We start from the raw sequence: 21027 nt of genomic DNA on the forward strand, positions 1-21027 counted from the left end.
CTTAACCTTTACGACCTTATGTGACTTGAATATCCCATGTAACAGTTTGCTCGGACTCTAGTCATGGTAGAGGACGATGTTGTCAAAGTACCCTGTGCCGCCGGCGGCAGTCGCGCCGACCTTTAACATCAGCTGCACACTTCCGGTAACATTCGCATCGCAAGGACCGGCAGCCACAGAGACGTTGTCCAGATAGAGCGTAAAGTTCCATTTCGTGCCGTTGTGGGTAAACGCCACTTTGAAATGATGCCACGCATCTTTGGTATAATACGCATTCCCCCAAGTGTTCCACGGACGCAGATTCAAATCACTGCCCTGCGCCGGGCCGTCGCTGTCATAAAACCTCGCGCTCCACCCGAGATAGAGTGCGTTTCCGGTGGTTAAGCCGCTGCCCATGAAGTCATATTCCAGGGTGTAGCTGACATTCGGCCCAAGCGTAAACGCGGGGAATTGATACATACTATTGCCGTCAGTCTGAGTGATCTCAAGCGCCTTGCCGCCTACTCCGCCCGGTGCGGCGACAATCGCGCTTCCGGTGCCTGCCCATCCGATAACCTCGCCGGGAGCGCTGCGCGAGTCAAAATTTTCCTCAAGCAGGACAGTTACCGGCTTTTCGCCTTGATAGAGCTCGACGTTATCAAAGTAGTTTTTACCGCCGGCCCCGCCGACCTTCAACATCAGCTGCTGGTTGAGAGAAACCGCGCCATTTACGTCGTTTTCGTCTACGAGCGCGCCATCCAGGAAGAGTCTTACGCTCCACTTCGCGCCGTTGTGGTTAAACTCCGCTTTGAAATGGTGCCACTCGTCTTTCGTATACGGCTTTGTGAGCCAACTCTGCCACATGCGCAGATGCAGCTTGCTCGAATCGCTGCCGCCGTCGCTGTCGTAAAATCTCTCGCTCCACCCGAGATAGAGCGCGTTTCCGGTGCTCGTGCCGCTGCCCCTAAAGTCATATTCCAAGGTGTAGTCGATCCCGGGCTCAAACGCGATCGCGGGGAATTGATACAAGCTATTGCCGTCGGTTTGAGTGATCTCAAGCGCTTTGCCGCCCGCTCCGCCCGGAGCGGCGACAATCGCGCTGCCGGTGCCGGCCCATCCGAGAACCTCGCCGGGAGCATTGCGCGAGTCGTAGTTTTCTTCATACAGGACGGCGAATGGAACCTCATGCTCCTCAAACGCTGCGGTTACGACGGCGTCCTCATCGGGCATGAGGAATACGTGGCTGCCGCCGGTTATCGTCTGCTCCACGTTGTTGATCTTGAGCCAGGAAAGCGCATAGCCGTCGTCCGGGGCTATGGTCAAGGTGAACGTTTCGCCTTCGGCAGCGGTTGCCTTGTCCGCGGTGACCGACCCTCCGGTGATCGCGCCGGGGACGGTTATGCCGTGCGGCGTCTTCACGCCCTCCTGCTGCCCCCGATAGAGGAGGAAGTTGTCATAGTACGCTTTGCCGCCTTCATCGCTAAGGTAGCCGTTCTTCAGCTTCACCGTCTGGCTCCCGATAGCGGTAGCGTTAGCGACGGGGCCGTTAGCCATAAGGACGTTGTCGATGTAAAGCGTAAATGACCATTTCACGCCGTCGTGCCTAAACTGCAATTTGAAATGATGCCACTCGTTTTGGGTATACGTCTTCGCGCTCCAGGTGCTGGCCGAACGCACATTCATCATGCCGTCCACCGGGGCGTCGCCGTCGAAAAGCCTTTGGCTGTCGTTAAAATAAAAACTGGTTCCGTCGATTCCGCTGTCACCCCTAAAGTCATATTCAAGGGTATAGTCGACGCCTGACTCAAAGGAGATTCCGGGTAATTGATACAGGTTATTGCCGGCGCCCTGCGTAATTCCAACCGCCTTGTTGCCCTCGTCACCCTGCGGACGGGCGACAATCGCTGCTCTGTCGCCGGCCCAAGCTCCTCCGCCGACACTGTCTCTGGCGTCGAAATTCTCGTCATACAGGACGGCATATCCGTCGTCGGCCACGATCTCGACGAACGAAACCGTCACGGCGGCGTCCTCGCCCGGCATGGCGAACAGGTACTTGTTATTGCCGAGACTGGTCAGGCCGGCAGCGCTGCCGTTGATCTTGAGCGAGCCAAGCTGCATTTTGTATTCGGGTTCCGGAGCAACAGTGAGGGTGACCAGCTCGCCTTCTATCGCCTGAGCTTTATCAGATGTGACGTTTCCGTTCTCCATCTGGCCGATCGTAACGTTGTGCGCCGCAGGCTCCGGATTATCCCCCGTGGTCACCATGACGAACACCGGCTTTTCAGTGACTCTTACGGTCACCTTTCCGTCAGATAGCTGAGACTTTATGGATGTCGAGGAACCGGTCTCACTATTTCGCACCAGCTCGACCAGCTTAACGTCCTCGATATCATCCATAGGTAGTGCGGAAAGGTCAAGTTCGTAATCGACAAAGTTGCCGTCCACATCGCCCTTGGAGGTTCCCAGCCAGAGCGCGTAGCCCTTGCCGTTATTCTTGTCTTGCTCGACTTTCCCGGCGTTCTCGTCTTCGAAGCCGAACTGCAGGACGTTCAGCGCGTTTTCGGGCGTGGTATTGTTATTGGAGAAGGCGTTGCCCGATGTATCCCATGGTTCTACTTTTTTGGTATAAGTCGGAGTCTCCACTTCCTTCTCAAAGCGCATATCGCCCAGCCAGTTGCGCATGGCCGTGACATAGTACCATGCGGGTTTCTTGGCGTTCGGACCCTCGCCCAACACGTTTTGAGTATCCAGATACCCGCTGGTATTGAATTTACCGGCGGTACCCGTTCCTGAACCGCGCAGCATGAACTGCTGGGCACGATCCACGCCCCAGGACGCAAGGAGGAGGAATTCCCTAACCATCCAGCGGCCCTGAATCTCAAAACCGCCGACTACGTTTTGCAAAGTTGCCGGATTGTCCTTACCGGCGAAGCTGGGATAAAGAGCCGGATTCAATTCGAGCTCGGCATTGACGCCGGGATAATAAGTCTGATTCGCTTTGGCGGTAGTCGCCGTGCCTTGGGCGCTGTCCCAGCCCAGCTCGGAAATCCACACCTCGGCGTTGGGATAATACAGCGCGCGAAGATTCATGACCCACTTCATGCCGTACTCAAGGGGAACGTCCTGGTTCCACGTCTGGTTGGTCCACTGGTCTTCCTCCGGCGCCACGCCGCCGATCGCCCTGCCGTTCGCGACGTCTTTGGAGTCGGGGGTGTAGTGGTGCACGTTCAGTACGTCTACCGGGAACTGCTCGAACCTGTACAGGAAGTTTTCCGGTTCCTCGGGATTTTCCTCTCCCAACAGGGCTTCCTCTCTGGTGTAGGGCTTGTTCTTCTCGGTATCGTGTTTCCTGAAGTACGAACTCCCCTCGAAGACATAGTTGATATCCAGGTAATCGTCCGCGGTTCTGTAGGTCAGGAACCACTCTGTCATCTCTTCCAGGAACTTGAGGTCGAGGCCGCCCACGCCCGCTATGGACAGCTTGGCATTGGGGTCGGCATTCTTGATGCCCACGCCGGAGTAAGGCTTTCCGGTGGCTTCTTCGGTGTAGATGTAATTCCCGCTCCGGGACTTAACATCGATGTCCGTATCGTGTATCCACGACTTCATGGCGTTCATATGGCCGTCGTAGTCCGCGCTGGTCATCGCCGCGAACTCATAGCCGCTCACGCCCTTGAGGTTCAATTCGTTGCCGTTCTCATAGGTCTCGATCAGGTTCAACCCGATTTCCTTGGAGGTGCCGGGGGCGACGTGCACCAGATCCGGATCGATGGTGCCGCCCTCTTCCGTGCTCTTGGCGCTACCGTATCTAGCCGCATGCTGCCATAAGCTCATGGCGTGGCCCAGATAGGAATCGGGATTCTCTCTGTCCCCATCGCCCTGGTAATTGGGCATGTTGTACGCGGGATCCGTTCTTTCCGCGTCTCCGACATGCAGGTTCTGCAGGCACAGATATACCAATGCGCCGGCGGCCTTCATATTTCTGTAGAAAGCGTCAAAAGCGCCCCAGGTGTTGACGAACGCGACCATCGGCTTTTCCGGATCGTCGATCATACGCGGATCGTTGTCGCCGGCGCCCGAGTCGTTTCCGACCATATATTCCGTCCAGGCCCAAGTATGGTATTCCCTCGTCGTTCCGCTGACCGGTACGACGTTGCCACCAAGGTCGGGGTCATTAAAGAAGCTGTTGGTGCCGACAAACGTACCGAAGTCAATGTTGAATTCGGGTACCGTCTGAGGTTCTTTGTCCCAGTCTATAGGGACGATATCCCTTTTGCCGGTATCCACGATCAACGGTTCAAGCGGCAAGCCGAGAATAACAAACTCGGAAAGGTTGACGTCGCGGTCGACCGTAATCGTATCGTCCGCGAAATTAACGTATTTGTACGTACCTCCGCTCAGCTTTTCGATTTTGAGTTTCGAGGCGTTCTTAATCTCATCGTAGTTGTAGCCTCCGCCGAAGCCGGCGGGGCTGGCGAGGTCCATTCGCACCCAGCTGTCGTCGTTGTTCATCGCGTAGGTGAACAGCTCCACATAATGGTCCCCCACATAGGCGGACACCTTGACAGAACCGCCGGCGACCTGCCACTCGCTGGTCTGATCCGCTATGGCGTCTGATGTGGGGCCGTACTCCGCGCCGTCAAAGAACCAGATTTCCTGAAGCGTATGCTTCTGATTGAGTGCGATCTCTAGCTTGTTGCTGCCGCCCTCGCCCGTTCTCCATACGCTGTCGTTGGTCGGAAGCGCTTTCTCTTCGTCGCTGAGCACGGGCCGGTAGCCGGACGGACTCGCTGCGCTGATCTGCTCAATCGTCGTGAAGTCCTTGTAGTTCTCGTATCCGTCGAACAGCAGGTAAGGCGATCCGTCGCCTTCAGCCTTGCCGTCGTTGCCCAGCCAAGACCTCTGCACCGCCGCCACCTTGCTGCGGGTGATGGGCTTGCCGACCATGACGAAGCTCGAAAGGTTTACGTCCGTATCGAAGTTTCTGTATACGTCGGCGCCTTCCCACCAGTGGTATTTATCCTCGCTCACCTTCTCGATTTTGATTTTCGAGACTCTCTTGATTTCATCGTACGTGAGGCTGGTATGGTTGGCGAAATCGCTGAGATCGCTGAGGTCTACCTGCACCCAGCTGTCATCGTTGTTCATATCATAGGAAAACAGCAGCTCATACCTCTGCGCGTCTTCCAGATAGCCGTAGACATTGATAGATCCGCCGATGACCTCCCACTTGCTGCCCACGCCATCAGGATCGTTCGGGACGTCGGGAACAGGGTTAGCCGGATCCGTAAAGTTCCAATATGCCGATGGGCGGTACGCTCCGCCGTCAAAGAACCAGATCTCCTCAAGATCATGCCGCTGTTTAAGCTCGATCTCGAGGACTCTGTTCGTGTCCCATGCTCCTCCGGCTCCCGATCTCCAGACCTTGTCGGTATTGCCGTTCGGGATCAGCTTGTCCTCTTGGGTAAGTATGGGCCAATAGCCGGACGGACTCGCTGCGCTGATCTGCTCAAAGGTCGTGAAGTCCTTATAGGTCTCGTATCCGCGGAACAGCAGATACGGGTTGCCCGGGGTCGTATCCTGACCTTTTTCGCCCAGCCAGGATCTGTCCACGCCTACGATCTCCGTGTCGCCAATGGTAATCCATCCGTCGTCGGCGACAGCGTTCGCCACCTTAACGGTCAGAGGGCCGGACTGGGAGATCAGGCCGCCTTTTTTGTCCTGCGCTTTGCTTATTAGCGTGTATTCACCCGGCTCGTTATATGCGGCATTAAATGTAAAGGTTTGAGAATTGCCTTTCTTGATCTGTTTGATGGCCCAGGTGTTCTCTCCCGCGACAATGCTGATATTGTTGTACGTTCCCTTGCTGCCGTTATTGGAAGCGGTGACCGTATAGGTTACCGTTTCGCCCGGTTCCACGGATGTTTTATCCGCAGTCACGGATACGTCGATCCCCGCCGCGGTGCCCGCAAAAGCCGGAATCGGGATGCTCGTCAACATCATGACTACAATAATCATAACTGCCAATAGCCTTCGTTTCATCATTGTTCCCCCTTATTGAAATGGTGGTCCCAAGTGTGTCGGACAAAGTGCTCTTGTTCCAAGTGGATGAACTGTAGATCCGGGCCGGAAACCTGCGAATATCCCTCCTTCCTCGCTCTCGATGACGAGCCCGATGCGTATAAGGTAACACACTCTATTGATGGTATATATTGTATTTCATTGCCTTTCGTTTACTTTTAATAGCTTTACGGAAATTAGAGGCATAACCATCTGCGGCCTGATTTTATATAAAAAAAGAAGCCGGCGTTTACCGACTTCTCATGCGATCGCTATTTCGTTCTATTAACCAGTCACACGGCTCACGATTTTTAATACTGTATCTCTTGTTAATTTGCTTCCGCCGGTAGAAATGAGGTTTACTGTAGCATGAGCTAATGCTAAAGGTATTTTACAAAATTTCGACGCCGGACCGTCTTTCAAGTCTGCGACGTAAGAATCGGCTTGTTGTAAATTGCGGCGCGTATACTGTTGCATCTCCTTGAATCCCCAACCATCGGGAAAGAAGTCCACCCCACGTTTAATATCCTCCGATCTATTTCGGAGAATATTTACGGCCTGCAGTCCTCGCCCGAAAGCAACCGCCTTCGTTAAATCGGATTGAGTACCGTCATGCCATAACCAAAGTTCTGAAAGCATTTCTCCAACCATACCGGCCACGCTATAAGTGTAACGATCCAAATCCTCTTCCGATTGAATATTCCACCCGTTCTGAACCCATTCGGACATTTGTAAAGCCATCTTTGCGATATAACGATTTACGATGGGTGCTCCTGAGGAAGGACATAGAGCCACCCACTCATCGAGTTGCATCGTAACTGCTGGTAATACTGCCCGATACGGCGATAATAATTTTCGTATGGCTTCAGTAATATGTGCGGTTTGGAATGCATCGTGTACTCCAAGTAATAGTTCCACTTTCAATTTGTCGGAGAGTTCTTCGTGATCCTCTATTTCATCTATTGCCCGCATACACAGATAAGCAGATGTCACAGCCTCCTTCAACCCAAACTCCATGTGGCTTATGGGAATGTAAAAAGTGCGGCTCGTTTTTTTCAACATGGTCATTGCATCATTCAAGACATCGTTATTAATGATAATTCCCTCCAAGCATTGCATTAAAGTAACTTATATCATAATAACACAATCCTATTATAAAGGTTGCGGAGAACGCAGGCGATATGGTAGAAGCAGCAGTATGGTAGGAAGAAGCAGGAAGAAGCAGGAAGAAGCAGGAAGCTTTAGTAGTGTAGAAGGCATTACTTGTCATCTGCAGCTGAGCATTTTCATGCGCAAAAATGCCCCCGAATGAATCGGGGGCTTTCGCATACTTGGGAGCTGTCTTTGAGACAGCCCAAACTTTTCATTTTTTTACAATTCCAAACCCAGATCAAGATTTACGTTCAGCGCACGAAGGATCATCGTTACCGACTCAGCGCGGGATGCCGTGGAATTCGGATCAAATTTACCGTCTCCCTTACCGCCGATAATTCCCGCATTGGCCAATTGGTTGATAGGCTCTTCTGCCCAGCTTCCTTCAATGTCATGGAACTTCGATGCGCCTGTTACAGGGCTGAGGTTCATCACCTTCGAAAGAATAGCAACAATTTCTGCACGGGAAATCTCGTTGTTCGGCTTAAAGCTTCCGTCAGCGTAACCGTTAATGATGCCGTTAGATTTCAGAGCTGCAATTGCGCTTGCCGCCCAATTTCCTTCCGCATCCGCAAAGTTATCAGAACCTTTGGCCGTGATGCCTAGAGCCTTTACAAGCATAGTTGCGAATTCTGCGCGTGTGACAGAAGCATTAGGATGGAACGTACCGTCCGTATAACCGGATACGAAGCCGATCTGCGTAGCCAATGCTACAGCGTTCGCGCTCCAGCTTGTAGGAGCTTCGTCAGTGAATGTGATCGCAGGAGCGGTTGCAAGATTGGTTTTGATTGCTTCTACGAGTTTTGCCACATCGACAATGTCAGCCTTCAATACCGGTTTTTCCGGCGTTGGTTCTGGTTTTGTTTCTGGTTTTGTTTCCGGTTCCGATTCCGATGGAGTTTCGCCTCCACCGCCTGTGTTACTGTTAACTGGAATGTAAGTCCATTTTGCGAATAAAGTAGTATCCGCTGTTACTGTATCCGTTGCAAAATCCCATGGAAGTGTACCTTCAGCATCCTGATACCAACCAGTGAAAGTATAACCGTCTTTTGTCGGCGCTGTTGGTTCAGTAACTGTAGTGTTATATTCCACTGGAATACTTGCCACTTCACTGCCACCCTGGCTGTCAAAGCTAACATTGTAGCTATTGGTTAGCCATTTCACGTATAACGTTGTATCTGCTGTTACTATATTCGTTGCAAAGTCCCATGGAAGTGTACCCGCAGCATCCTGATACCAACCTCCGAACGTATAACCCTCTCTCGCCGGAGTTGTTGGCTCTGTGATAACAGTGTTGTAATCTACTGCCAGAGTATCAACTAAACCTCCGTCTTGTGTATCGATTGTCACGTTGAATTTATGGAGCGTCCATGTTCCATAAAGCGTACGATCCGAATAGATGGAGCTTGTGAAATCCCAAGGATTAGCAAGAGCCTCATCTGCGTACCACACCAAATCATAACCGTAAACTTCCGGTTGCGTGATTCTGCGGGATACGATTTGATCTTGGACTCCGCCAAACGGAACATCGGCCGGAAGTACGAAATGTACTTGATATCCGTTAATGACTTCTTGGATAAGTGAAACATCGGCATAACCGGCAGCGCTGATCGTGATACTGAAAGCTGCTGCTTTCGTGAAGAGACTCTTATCCAACGTGATCGTACCTGCAGCAGGATCTACTCTATAAGTCGAGCTATCTACAGGAGTACCACCAACAATGATGCTTGTAATTGCGTTTGCCCAATCCGAGTCGCTGAATTCAAGGGTAATGTCGTTACCCACGGCGTTATCCCAATCATCCGGTGAAACAATCGATGTGGCTAAAGCATATTTGGCATACAGAGTCATTGGTTTCGTCACAATACTTGCAAAATCAAATGGCATTGTTAAGTCTTGATCCGCATACCAACCGGCAAACCTATACTCGACCTTGATCGGATCAACCGGTCTTGTTACGCTTCTTGTTACAATTTGAGGTGCGATGGGATCACCGCCATTGGACTCGAAGTTTACCAAATAACCGATAACTTGATCCGTAACGATTGCATCTGCATAACCTTCCGATTGAATCACTACATTCACCTTTTGCCCAGCTGTAAACAGGGAATGGTTAAGCGTGATTGCATCGGCGGAGATCGTGTAGTCTGTATCACGAACCAATACTTTAGAACCGATCATAACTTTACTAATATTGCTCTTCCATAATCCGTCATCGGTGAAATGCAGACTAATATCGCTGCCGACCGTGTTCCCAAAGACTTGTTTAAGAACTGTTGGCGGCGTTTTCGTCCAGCTTAGATATAACACGGCATTATCTGTCAGTGCTGCATTGCCGTTAAACGTATTCCCGATTGAGCTTGCTGCATCCAGATAAAGCAATGGACTTACAGAAAGACCTCCATTGGTTACATGTAATAATGGGCCTGATGTAACGTTCCCCGTAACGGCGTCAACTACTGTTGTCATATTAGGGATGCTGGCTTTGCCGTTTACAAGTGTATCCCAGAAGTAGGTGTCATTAGGACTCTTTAACGCACCGCCGTTAAGGTCAATATGACGTCTATAACCCAGCTTGACATCATTGATCAACAAAGTCGTCGTACCGTCGATTGCTGTAACCTTCAGCTGGTAACCGCTATACGGACTTCCGCCAAGGAGACTTGGCGCTTCGCTAAACGCAAACTTTTGACCCAGACTTGTTTGTCCAGCTAGAGCCGCTGCTGCTGCTGTTGCAGTCGTAAAGGTCAGCTTGCCAGCAGTACCATTCGTTACAAAGTCATACGTGCTTCGATCTAGCGTATACGTTGTAAGTGTCGATTCAGTTGCGCCATCACTCTTGATCTTGTAGAAGGAGGCTTCAATTTTTTGAATACTCGCCTTGCTCGTTAGCCAAGGAATATTAGCAGCATAATCCGCAATGCCAATATCCAGATTCCCTTCGCCAAGCACCCAACCTCTCCCGCTGACGGCGCCATTCGTCCCGTCGAACTTTAGGCCATCTTGCTTCGCTTTATCAACAAGAGCATAGTTTTGAGTGAAATTCATTTGCCATTTGCCATAAAGGGTAATGTCCGAGCTAATATTGCTGCCTGCATCCCAGTTCTTCGTAAGTGCCGGATCGCTATACCAGCCCATAAAGTTATATCCGGGTCTTGTTGTTGAAGGATTTTTCAACGTTGAGTTTGATACAAGGTTAGTTCCGTTTCTGCTCTTCGCAGGATTAATTCCAACGGCAATGGGTTGAACCGGAGCTCCGCCCTGACTGTCAAATGTAAGGCCGTATCCAACGGCTTGCATAGCACCATATATCCCTGACGGATCAGAGCCTACCGTTTTAAGAGGGTAAATTGTACCCGTGGTGGCACCTGTTGAACTGAATTCAAACATATACAGCTGAGGCAAATAATTGGCTCCGCCTGGAGCTATTGCCGAAGCTGCAACGACAGGTGATGCATTGGTCTTAAAGAGATCTGCCTTAAACGTAATTTGCCCGGGCTGGCTGATGTCGTAATATTTATGACCGCTGCCATCCAACAAATCGGTGATGTCTATACCGGTTGGGTAGTCTCTTGTTTTCACCACGACTTTATTGATACCGCTGCGCCAATCTTCACCACTCGCATCTTCCGTAAATGTAAGTGTTAAATCTTTACCTACATGCGCTTTGGCCGGATCGGTGACTAACGGAATCGTAGGCGTCGGAATCGGTGCAGCGCCAATCGAGAAGCTAGTCGTTACATCTGTATACCCTGCGGCCTGGATTTTGACAGCATAATTACCGGCTGCTGGGAAGAGTGAACCTGGTAAAGTAATCTTAGACGGCACAAAAGTCAAACCCTTAATTGGATCGAAATAATTGTACCCTGCAGTGATTATTACTTTATCGGTTACGTCTATTGAACCTAGAAGGATCTTCGTAATGCTGGTTCTCCAAATAACGTCATCCAGAAATACACTGTTATTGGGTATTAATGTTATGGTCGCACCACTTTGCAAGTCACTTAACTTTGGAAGTGTCGTAACTGACGTTGTTTGCAGTGGACCTGCGAAACCGAGTTTAGCCATTACTTCTTTCATGCCGTCTCCAGCGTTTAAGTCAATGCTACCCCCATACAGCTTTGAAATGGTAGCAGCTTGTTCCACCAAAAGCTGCGGAGTAGGGGCAGTAGGGATTACACCGAAATCAACTGCATTCTGATTCACTTGACCAAAGTTTTTGAAGATGAAATAGAAGTCATAATAGTCGATTGCAGCACTGGAAGATAACGGATTTTTCCAGGAAACATCAAAATTTCTATTGTTATTTAGGAAATTCATTTTAGATGTTTGATTTACTTTTACTGGGTTATTTGCAGCGATCAGGTCTTTGTAGTTTAAATACGTCTGGATTTCTGCAATGAGATCCTTCATGTCAATCACATTATCGCCATTAACATCTCCGGCTAATAATGAAGGCGTTTGACTAGAAGGGATATCCTTGTATTCTCCCGTTAGATAACCATACTTTGTTGAAGCAACTACAGGGGTTTTAAGGTATCCCTTAAAATGTCCCGGCATGGAAAGCTCGACGGAGTATGGTTTATCACTTACATCCATTGTAACGGCATAAGTACCGGTCATATTACCCAAATATTGAATTGCATTGTTTGTGGATGTAGGATTATCGGTTACATACGATTTGCCATCTTGACTGGTAACCTTCACCTTTGCGCCTGAATCGGTCGTAATGTTTGTGAACTGTCCGCTAAGCGTATTCTGTCTGAACGATTCAGCAAACAAACCGCCTGTAATCATAGCTTGAGTCTGTCGCAAATAAGGTACATTTGTTGTGAAAGCCGGAACCCTCGACTCTGTACCTGACATCGTAAAGAATGTATTGTAGACGTTGAATTTCCATGGGCCAGAAATCGGGCCAGCGTTTGTATACGTTGCATCCAAATCTACGATGTTCATATCCCGATCAAGGGCGCCAGCGTCACTAATTCCTGATATCGTAACGTCAGTGGTCAGACCCGCATATTGTGAATGTCTATACGGCTGGCTTACTGTTAATCCAACAGTTGAAGGGTCAATACCTTTGCTGCTTAAATAGTTTTTATATTCATCTGTAAGTTTGATATTGGCAAATGAATAAAGATTACTATTTAACATAAAATTACCGCCTGTCATGCCAATACCATGCTTCAAAGCGATGGTAACCTTGAATGGTTTATTGGCATCCATTACCGTCTTATCCTGATACACAGTATCTGTGTTTCCGGCAGATGTAACCGTTACATAAGGCGAGCCCTTTTTGATGAAATAATACTGCTGCGAGGTGGAATCCGTATCAGCCGCCCCGGCATAGTCGCTTGGGTAAACCCAGAAGTTAGTGCCTTCTGGCGTGATGTCCTCTGGAGAAACTCCAAAATGGAAACGACCTTTCGAATCCGTCTTGAAGATTACAGTTGGCCAATAACCATCTTGGTAACCCCATACTGCATTTAAGCCTTGATCTACCGGCACAGGTGTTCGATTATCCTCTGGACTTCTAACCGAAGTTTCACCATTATTCTTCATAATGTCGATGTTATTATCATATACGGTACCATAGAAACCTTGAATCTCTTGCCCAGGCTGATAGCCTGTCGGATCGATTTCATAAATCCCCGGCTTTGAATCACTGTCCATGGCGATCGTAGGCGCTGTCAAATCCACGTACAGCGTATCTTCTGCTCTGTAACGTTTGCCAGCTGTGTCAGTAGCAATCATCTCCACGGAATAAGAGCCTTCCGTAATGATCGCCGGTTTGGCTGCTATTCCGGACTGATCTAGTGATGATCCGTCATAAGGCTTAGTAAATGGAAGATATGCGCCTCCCAGAAGCATAGGTAGAGGACCATAAATGACACCCGGACCTACGCCGCCGATACTCGCAGCATTTTGAACGACACCTAAATATTTACCGTTCTTATCTTTCAATACCAGGTACATGCTGTCCATTGCACTATTAACAGAGAAGGAATAGTACGTACCTCCGGATCCGTTTGTATCCGGGTTCCAGTTTCCTGTAATGGAGAAAGGAAGTGTAAATGCTTTTATGTCTACACTCATATCGATTCCTTTTTCGGCTACGGTCACCGTAAAGGGAATGCGATAAGACTCCGACGAATCAGCGGCATTAACGAGATGAATATAACCTTCATAAGTGCCATCAATCGCGTTTGAAGGAACCGTAATTTGGGCTGTTGTTTTAACCTTACTGCCTCCGCCAACCGTAATGGATGTCACAGGTGCGTTGTCTGTAGAGAAATCGATCTTGACATCATTGCCGGTCCCCGTACCAACAGGGTGCGAAAGCGCAAATTTAGTGGTAATAAATTCTGTACTGAGTTTAAATGTTTTGCTGCTTGTACCATTATTCGATACGTTAAACGCTTTGGATGAGACCACGTCATCCGAGCCGTCCGTTGCACCCTCTCCTCTGCCTTTAAAGCCGAAGAAAAGACTGCCCGTCAGATTATCCACTTGATGGATAGTCGTATAATCCGTAGGGGTATCATACGTAGAGGTTTTTTCCAGCACTTGAATATTAATGTTAGCCCCAATAGCGCGAGCAGGATCGACAACGCCAGCACCTACTTGATACACGCTATAAGTCTTCGAAGCGGTATTCATATCCTTTGCTGTATTCATTAATGCCGTCTTAACGTCGGCAGGACTGTAATCAGGATGAGCTGCCAGAACCAATGCCGCAATCCCCGCTACATGAGGTGTAGCCATGGAAGTACCGGACATTTGCATATACTGATTCGTATAATCAGGCGTACCTGTGTCTTGCGGCTCATAAACGTCGAATGGAGCTGTAGACAGAATGTCAACGCCGGGAGCGACGATGTCCGGCTTAATTGTCCAATCCTTCACGGGTCCCGTTGAGCTAAAGCTTGCCAATTCGTCCCCATTCTTTACGAGCGGCGCGTCCAGAGCAGCCGGGAACGTAATGGTGGCATGATCGGGATCAGCTGCAATTGCTTTCGCAAGTGCTTCCCCTTGGACTCGCGTCAAGGAAACGGAATACGCATAATCCATACTCAGGCCTAAGTAATTCGGAATATAACCTTCTGTATCGGCATCATCAATATGATCCCAGATAATCATACCCGCTGCGCCTGCGCGATGAGCAGTCGCGATTTTGGTCTGCATATATTCGCCGCCGCGTTTAACAAGGGCGATTTTACCGGACATCTCTTTTCCACTATAGTCATCCATAGTACCTAGACCGACATCAACAATTGGAAGTGTCTGTCCTTTATATTGATCATCGCTTTGGATGAAGCTTCTTCCAAATAAACGAGCCTGATAAGACTTTGTGCCGTTCTTGAGGGTCATGACCGGAATGTTTTCCGGAATCGTACTGGCACCGACGGTTATTGCAAGCGGTGAAGTTCCCGGCGAGCCAACAGTAGCTTGACCAGGACCTGCATTACCTGCTGCAATTGCACAAACAACACCCTCGATTGTAGCATTGGTAATGGCAATGCTTGTCGGATACATAGGATCGTTCACTGTATTTCCTAGTGAAAGATTGATGATATCCATATGATCCTTAGCGGCTTGATCAATCCCATTCAATACCCCGTCCGAGGAACCGCTTCCACCTGGACCTAATACGCGGTACCCGTAAAGATCAACCTTCGGTGCGACGCCGTTCGCAGAATAGACAGCATTATTCGTTGTCGTATTCGCGGCAATTGTCCCCGATACATGCGTACCATGTTCCGTTATGTAGTCCTTATAGTTCGCTGTAGGACTTACAAGTGGATTCGGTTGCTCCTTTGCAGCCAGCCAATCCCGATAAGTGGTTTCCATCGGGTCAAGGTCATCCACGAAAGTTACATTACCGGAAACATCGACTATATTATTAACAAAGTCATGTCCGCCTTTATAAACGGCCTTTAAATCAGGATGATTATAATCAATCCCGGTATCCAAGACACCGACCTTAATTCTTTCACCCTTACGAGGACCTGATTCAATCATACCTGTATGGCCTGCGGCTTGAAGCTTATCAATGCCCATCCAAGTCAGCGCCGAAGTAGGATTGCCGACAGAACCGCTTGTATCTGCAGCGGATGCTGAGCTTTGTTTAGGTACATCGAATTGTACAACAGACCAAACGGAAGCAACTTCCGAATTATCGGCAAGTTTATTCACTTCACTTGCAGGCAAAGATAGAGATACACCGTTAAACGCCTCAGAATATTCTCTAGTAATTCTCATGCTCGTGTTGACAGATTTACCGCCAACGATTGATTGGGCAGGCTGCGTAGTCACAAAGCTTTTAAATCTAGCGTGCGAATCTTTCACTTTTTGTTGCGCATCGGCGTAATCATTCGTAAATGCTGTACCGTTTACCCCAGCACCGCCGTTCGCCAACGATTGCTTGATGATTTGGATCTTAGCCGGATCCACTTTGAATTGCACGATAACGTTAATAGGTTTGGAGCTGCGCAAATCCTTTGGATCCACATGGATTTTCTGTGCCATGTCCGCTCCGGTCAGTTTGTTAATGCTTGCTTTCTGCTCGGGGGTCAGACTGGCCAGAATGCGATTTACTTCATCTGCATTAAATGTCCCAGTGCTTTGCTGCTGCTCCGGCTCGTTTGCGTCTGCAGCATGTACGCGCGTTAGATTCTGAGGCAGTACACCGTTGAATAGAAGCGTACCTAAAGCAATAACGGACAGCATTTGTTTTGCTTGTCTTGATTTCATTTTCATCGTGATCCTCCGTTTAACGATTAATTGCTTCTTTTCATCTTCACAGTTTCCTGAATTTTCAGGTCCTTATATCTATGGCATTTCATTGACATAGCAAAAACAATAAGATACATTCGCATATGTGAAATTCTAAGATGTGGATTACGCGCAAATCTCTCTTATTGTACAAAGTTTCCTATTAAACTTTCGGTATGCCTTGAAAACACTCCATAAATAGGCCCGCAGTTCCCCCTTCTTTAAGCTAAATTGAGTATACAATGTCGACCAAATCCGACTGGATACATATATAATGTTTTGGATACGAATTTAGCTGGAATATTTTATTATAGTAAAAAAAGAATGCGTTATCACGTACATTGAAGGTGGTGTGACCGTTTTGTCTCAACAATACCTCCGGCAGATTGATTCCTTTATAGAAAAGTCAACAAGCTTAGCCATTTCGATCGGTACGAGCGCGTATGCTTTAGATGATCAGTTGCAAATTACGTTTGCCTATCACAGCGCGGAAATCTCCCAAGCGCCTGATAAAAACCAGCATCTTTCTATGCTGATCGATTCCTTGCGTTTGAATCGCCGGCAAATCGAAAAGACGTCGAATGGCATTAGCAGGTTTCCTCTTACATTAAATCGGAGCTTTTTAGTTCTTAATTTCGAAGACAACGCTTCGTATCCATTCTTAGTGTTGGGGCCGATTGAAACAAAGAGCGCAGAAAGAGACAATCATATTGTTAATTTGATTTATTGGTATTACCATCCGCAGGCAGAAACGGTTCCGTTTCCTTTGCCGTTTGGTGTGCAATGGAATGAGGTCTCCAGACTTGCCAATCTATCGCTCGTTAATATCTATTATGAGAACGAATCGCTTTATCTCCCTGCCGAAGTATTCGCTTTAATCAAAGCTAAAATGGTCGTCGGTGATAACAGTGCGATCGAGGATATTTTCAATACCAAAATTTATTTAAATTACTTTGTCCGCATCGTTCAGGCCAAAGCTGATCAATTACGTTCCCTTAAAAATCATTTCATATTAGCCTGCTCAGCCCTATCGCAAGTTGCCATCGACAACGGCGTTGAATATACGTACGCCAGAACGATTTCCGAAGAATATAGCCGAATTGCAGAAACCTTTTCGTCCAGTAATGGATTTATTACGCTGCTTAAAGAAGTAACGATTAAATTCACTTCCGCCATTACCCAATTCTCCAGTCAGGTCCACTCGAATCTTGTCAAAGACATTATTCAATATTTGCGGTCTCATATGTTTGATAAGATTACGCTGGAAGATGTAGCTAAGAAATTCGATAAGAATCCATCCTATATTTCAAGTAGGCTAAAGAAGGAAACCGGCTTAGGATTCAATGAAAACCTGAATTATCTCCGAGTTATGGAAAGCAAGCATCTACTGTTGCAAACCCGTAAATCCATCAGCGATATTGCTATAGCCGTCGGCTTCAATTATCAGAATCATTTTGCCAAAGTGTTCAAGAAGTTCGTCGGCGTCTCGCCAATGGATTTCCGTAATAACCAATTAAAGGAATAAGTAGTTCCGGGAAATCAAAAACGGTTTCTTTCTAGAAATAGAAAGAAACCGTTTTTGATATGAATAGCTGTTAAGTCGTTTAATTGTTCCTCGATCAATTCGAGTGTGCCCCAAACCTAGATTCATCACCGTGAAATAGAACGTTGATATAAGTAAAATTGGCTTTTCCCCCTATCGATATAGGCTTCCTTTAATTTCGGATACAGCTGCTCTCCCCAAGCTTTACAGGAGGGACATTTAAAGTCGCCAAACTCAACAATAGACACTTTGGCATCTTTGTCGCCTTCAATCGGTTGATTGCTAATCTCAGGCGAATCTTGAAACGAATTCCGGACTTATCTGATGCTTGGCTGATAATAAACAATAATAGGAATAAGCCTACGATAATCTCTGTAAACACAACCAGCTGTTTGCTGGATGGCCCATTGCTCTTGCGGGAGGGCTTTGCTTTTTGCTTTTTGACATGGTAAACTTCACTATTCTCATGAATAATAATTGATCATGGTAACGATTCCACTCTACCATATGAACACTTGCAATCAATTGAAGCTGATCGCTAGTTGCAAAGGCTTTATGAATTATGCAGTACTTTATGAGACAACAAAATGCCCCCGTAAATTAGGGGGCATCGTATGATCCGCTTATATAGTCCGATTATCTCACTGACGTCTTCTTCCTCTGCCAGCTCCTTAGTTAAAGGTTACCAAATCTTTCACGTTAACCGGAAGCCCTGTACGTATCGATTGATTCGCTGCGATGCCCGTTAGGATGGATCTGGCGCCGTCAATGTGATTGGCTGCACGCTTGAAACGATCTTCCGCTGGCTCACCGAATAAGTCGCGAAGTAGAATTGGGTCGCCACCGCCATGACCGCCCTCTCCGTCCTCGACTTTCACCTCGTATGGCAGCTTGAACATCGGATGAACGATAATCGACTGTTTTTCCAGTGCTCCTTCGTCCGCCTTATTGCCGCCGGAGTTGATGTACGCTTGCTCGAGAATTTCCATCTCAATCCGTCCTTTGGTACCGTTAAACGCGATCCGATAGCCTTCATAAGGCAAGTAAGCATTCAGGGAATACGTCAGAATCGCCTTATTGTCGTAGCGGACGATCACTCCCATCGTATCCTCAATGCTAATGCCGTCTCCAAATACGCTTTGATCCCGTCTGTATCCATCCTCATGCTCGGCATCCAGGTACATATGCTTCAGATGCTCGTTCTCATCAAGCTGCAATGCAAACGGATCTTCCTTGGCAATCGGATTACCTGTGCCACGATCATAGAAGCTGGTTACTCCGCGCTGCTCTGCATTCTCTCTGCCGTAGAACGACAAATTGCCGAAGGCAAAGACCGTTTCCGGCTGTGCCCCGATCCAGAAATTCACCAGGTCGAAGTGATGCGTCGACTTGTGTACCAACAACCCACCGCTGTTGCGCTTGTCGCGATGCCATCTGCGGAAATAATCCGCGCCGTGTCTCGTATCCAGCATCCATTCAAAATGAACCGAAGTAATGTCGCCGATAACTCCGCCTCCGATCAGCTCCCGCGCCTTTGTATGATGCGGTGCGTAGCGGTAGTTGAATGCGACACGCATGCGGCGGCCCGTACGTTCGACAGCATCCAAAATGTCCTGGCATTTGTTCTCATCCACCGTCATCGGCTTCTCGGTTATGACATCGCAGCCTAGCTCCATTGCGCGAATAATATAGATATGATGCGTGCGGTCAATGCTCGTCACGATGACAACGTCGGGCTTCTCGGCTTCAACCATCCGGTCAAACTGTTCCGTTTTGTACGTCCGAACCGCCTTCGAGCCATAGCTCTCTGTCAACAGCTTATTTGCATAATCCATCCGGGTCTGATTCACATCGCAGAAGGCAAGCAGCTCAGATGTATGCTTGTAATCTGTTGCAATCGCCGCGTAGAAGAACTCCGCTCTGCCACCCGCTCCAACGATGACATACTTTTTCTTAGTACTCATTTCTTCATCCCCTCGCATTCCTATAGGTTGACTAGCCTGTTTCTCCATATACCGCGCTTCGCCCTGTTTAGTCCGAGTGACCTGCCTTCAGCTCTGCAAGCTTCTCATTCAGCCGCTGAATCAGCTCATCGGCTGCTTCTTCAGGCGTTGCTGTCTTGAAACCTACCTTCTCAATGATGTCGGTTGTGATACTATAAATTTCCTTGTTCGCTTCGACGGCATTCTCATTCGAGCCCTTCGTTGCTGATGCAATTCGGATGCCTTTCGCAACGAGTGGATTCATCAGTTTGTCATCCAGCAGCAGCTTCTTTGCATCCTCAGTCGCAGGTACACCCCGAACCGTACCAAGCGTTCTGATCGCTTCAGGGTCATGGAAGAAGAAGTTCAAGAAGTTCAGTGCAGTCTCTTGATTCTTAGAGTCTTCATTTACCGCAATCAGCTGCGATGGACGCACGACTACCCCTGTGTCCGCAGCGCCGACAAGGATCGGAGCTTGGGCAACATCAAGTGCGCCTTTCATCAAACTTTGATAGTTTTCGAGTTCGCTCACTTGGTCGAGGAAACCCAACAGCTTGCCATTTGCCCACTTCGGATTTTTGGATGGATCCTCATCAAATAGTAATATATCTTCAAATGGCTCTATCACGTGGCTTTCTTCCATTTTCAGCAACAATTTAAACGCTCCAACCGCATCCTGCTTCGTAAAGCCGAGTGTATAATCTTGGTTAATCCAGCGCTTGCCCGTATGCTGAACGGTGTATTTTCTCAGGATGTCTGAGATATTATACAGCTCGGTGTTTAGCAGATAAGCCGATTTGTCAACCGACTTCAGCTTCTCTCCGTAAGCGAACAGTTTGTCCCAGTCCAGCTTCTCATCTACTTGGATACCTGCTTTGCCCATGGCATCTTTGTTATAGATAAAGACGTCACCGTTCACGCCTGTTGGAAGCGATTGCAATTTGCCATTAATAACTGCGAAGCTGTCTAGGAATGACTGATCGAAGCCAGAAACATCAAACTTATCTTTCAAATCCACGAATATATCGGATTGGCTAGTCAGATCTGCAAGCCAAGGCTGATCGATTTGGATAATGTCCGGCGCTGCATTAGACGAGAGCTGCGTGACCAGCTTCTGATAGTAACCTTGATATCCGCTGTATTCGCCTATAATTTTGACATTCGGATGTTTCTTCATGTAAAGATCAATGACTGCCAGCGTCGCTTTATGACGCTGATCGCCGCCCCACCACGAGAAACGAAGCGTTACCGGTTCTGTCTTTACGTTTGTATTCCCCGCTGCAGCTGACTCATTAGCTGCAGTGTTTGCTGTTCCATCAGAGGTGCTCTCGCTGGAACATCCTATTATGCTGCCTGCAAGCAACGTAAATGCGAAAGGTATCGTCCATACTCTCTTAAATGACTTCTTCACTTAACCTTCCCCCAGTGATGCCGCTTTCATTCAGCTTGAAAACTTGTTGTCTTTAGTTTAGAACATGTTGAAGTGAATCGCTACTAGGGGCATGTTACAATTCCTATCTTTATATGCGCATTCCT

At 48.2% G+C, this 21027-nt stretch carries 7 protein-coding genes; 1 reads left to right on the forward strand and 6 read right to left on the reverse strand.

Going from position 1 to position 21027, the window contains the following annotated elements:
- Positions 1-57 precede the first annotated feature (57 nt).
- From I8J30_RS07465 to I8J30_RS07475, 3 genes are all read right to left on the reverse strand, one after another.
- Positions 58-6024: an InlB B-repeat-containing protein gene (locus I8J30_RS07465; RefSeq protein WP_210656825.1), complete on the reverse strand. Its 5967-nt coding sequence runs from the start codon at positions 6022-6024 to the stop codon at positions 58-60.
- A 300-nt stretch (positions 6025-6324) separates the two neighbouring features.
- The gene (locus I8J30_RS07470; RefSeq protein WP_210656827.1) at positions 6325-7107 is read right to left on the reverse strand and encodes a squalene/phytoene synthase family protein; all 783 of its coding nucleotides are present in this window, start codon (positions 7105-7107) and stop codon (positions 6325-6327) included.
- Between the two features lie 303 nt (positions 7108-7410).
- The gene (locus I8J30_RS07475) at positions 7411-15951 is read right to left on the reverse strand and encodes an InlB B-repeat-containing protein (protein WP_210656828.1); all 8541 of its coding nucleotides are present in this window, start codon (positions 15949-15951) and stop codon (positions 7411-7413) included.
- Between the two features lie 376 nt (positions 15952-16327).
- Between I8J30_RS07475 and I8J30_RS07480 the strand changes: the two genes are divergently transcribed.
- Positions 16328-17491, forward strand: coding sequence for a helix-turn-helix domain-containing protein (locus I8J30_RS07480; protein ID WP_210656830.1), 1164 nt, complete (start codon positions 16328-16330; stop codon positions 17489-17491).
- A 125-nt stretch (positions 17492-17616) separates the two neighbouring features.
- On the opposite strand, the gene I8J30_RS07485 is transcribed toward I8J30_RS07480, so the two are convergent.
- From I8J30_RS07485 to I8J30_RS07495, 3 genes are all read right to left on the reverse strand, one after another.
- Entirely contained in the window at positions 17617-17757 is a 141-nt protein-coding gene (locus I8J30_RS07485; protein ID WP_420831212.1) for a thioredoxin domain-containing protein, read from the reverse strand.
- Positions 17758-18180: 423 nt separating this feature from the next.
- Positions 18181-19473 carry a Gfo/Idh/MocA family oxidoreductase gene (locus I8J30_RS07490; RefSeq protein WP_210656832.1) on the reverse strand — a complete coding sequence of 431 codons (1293 nt, stop codon included), beginning with the start codon at positions 19471-19473 and terminating at the stop codon, positions 18181-18183.
- A 67-nt stretch (positions 19474-19540) separates the two neighbouring features.
- On the reverse strand, positions 19541-20902 hold the full coding sequence (locus I8J30_RS07495) for an ABC transporter substrate-binding protein (protein ID WP_210656834.1): 1362 nt from the start codon (positions 20900-20902) through the stop codon (positions 19541-19543).
- Positions 20903-21027 lie beyond the last annotated feature (125 nt).

This window comes from Paenibacillus lignilyticus (assembly GCF_017942085.1).
Taxonomy (GTDB): domain Bacteria; phylum Bacillota; class Bacilli; order Paenibacillales; family Paenibacillaceae; genus Paenibacillus_Z; species Paenibacillus_Z lignilyticus.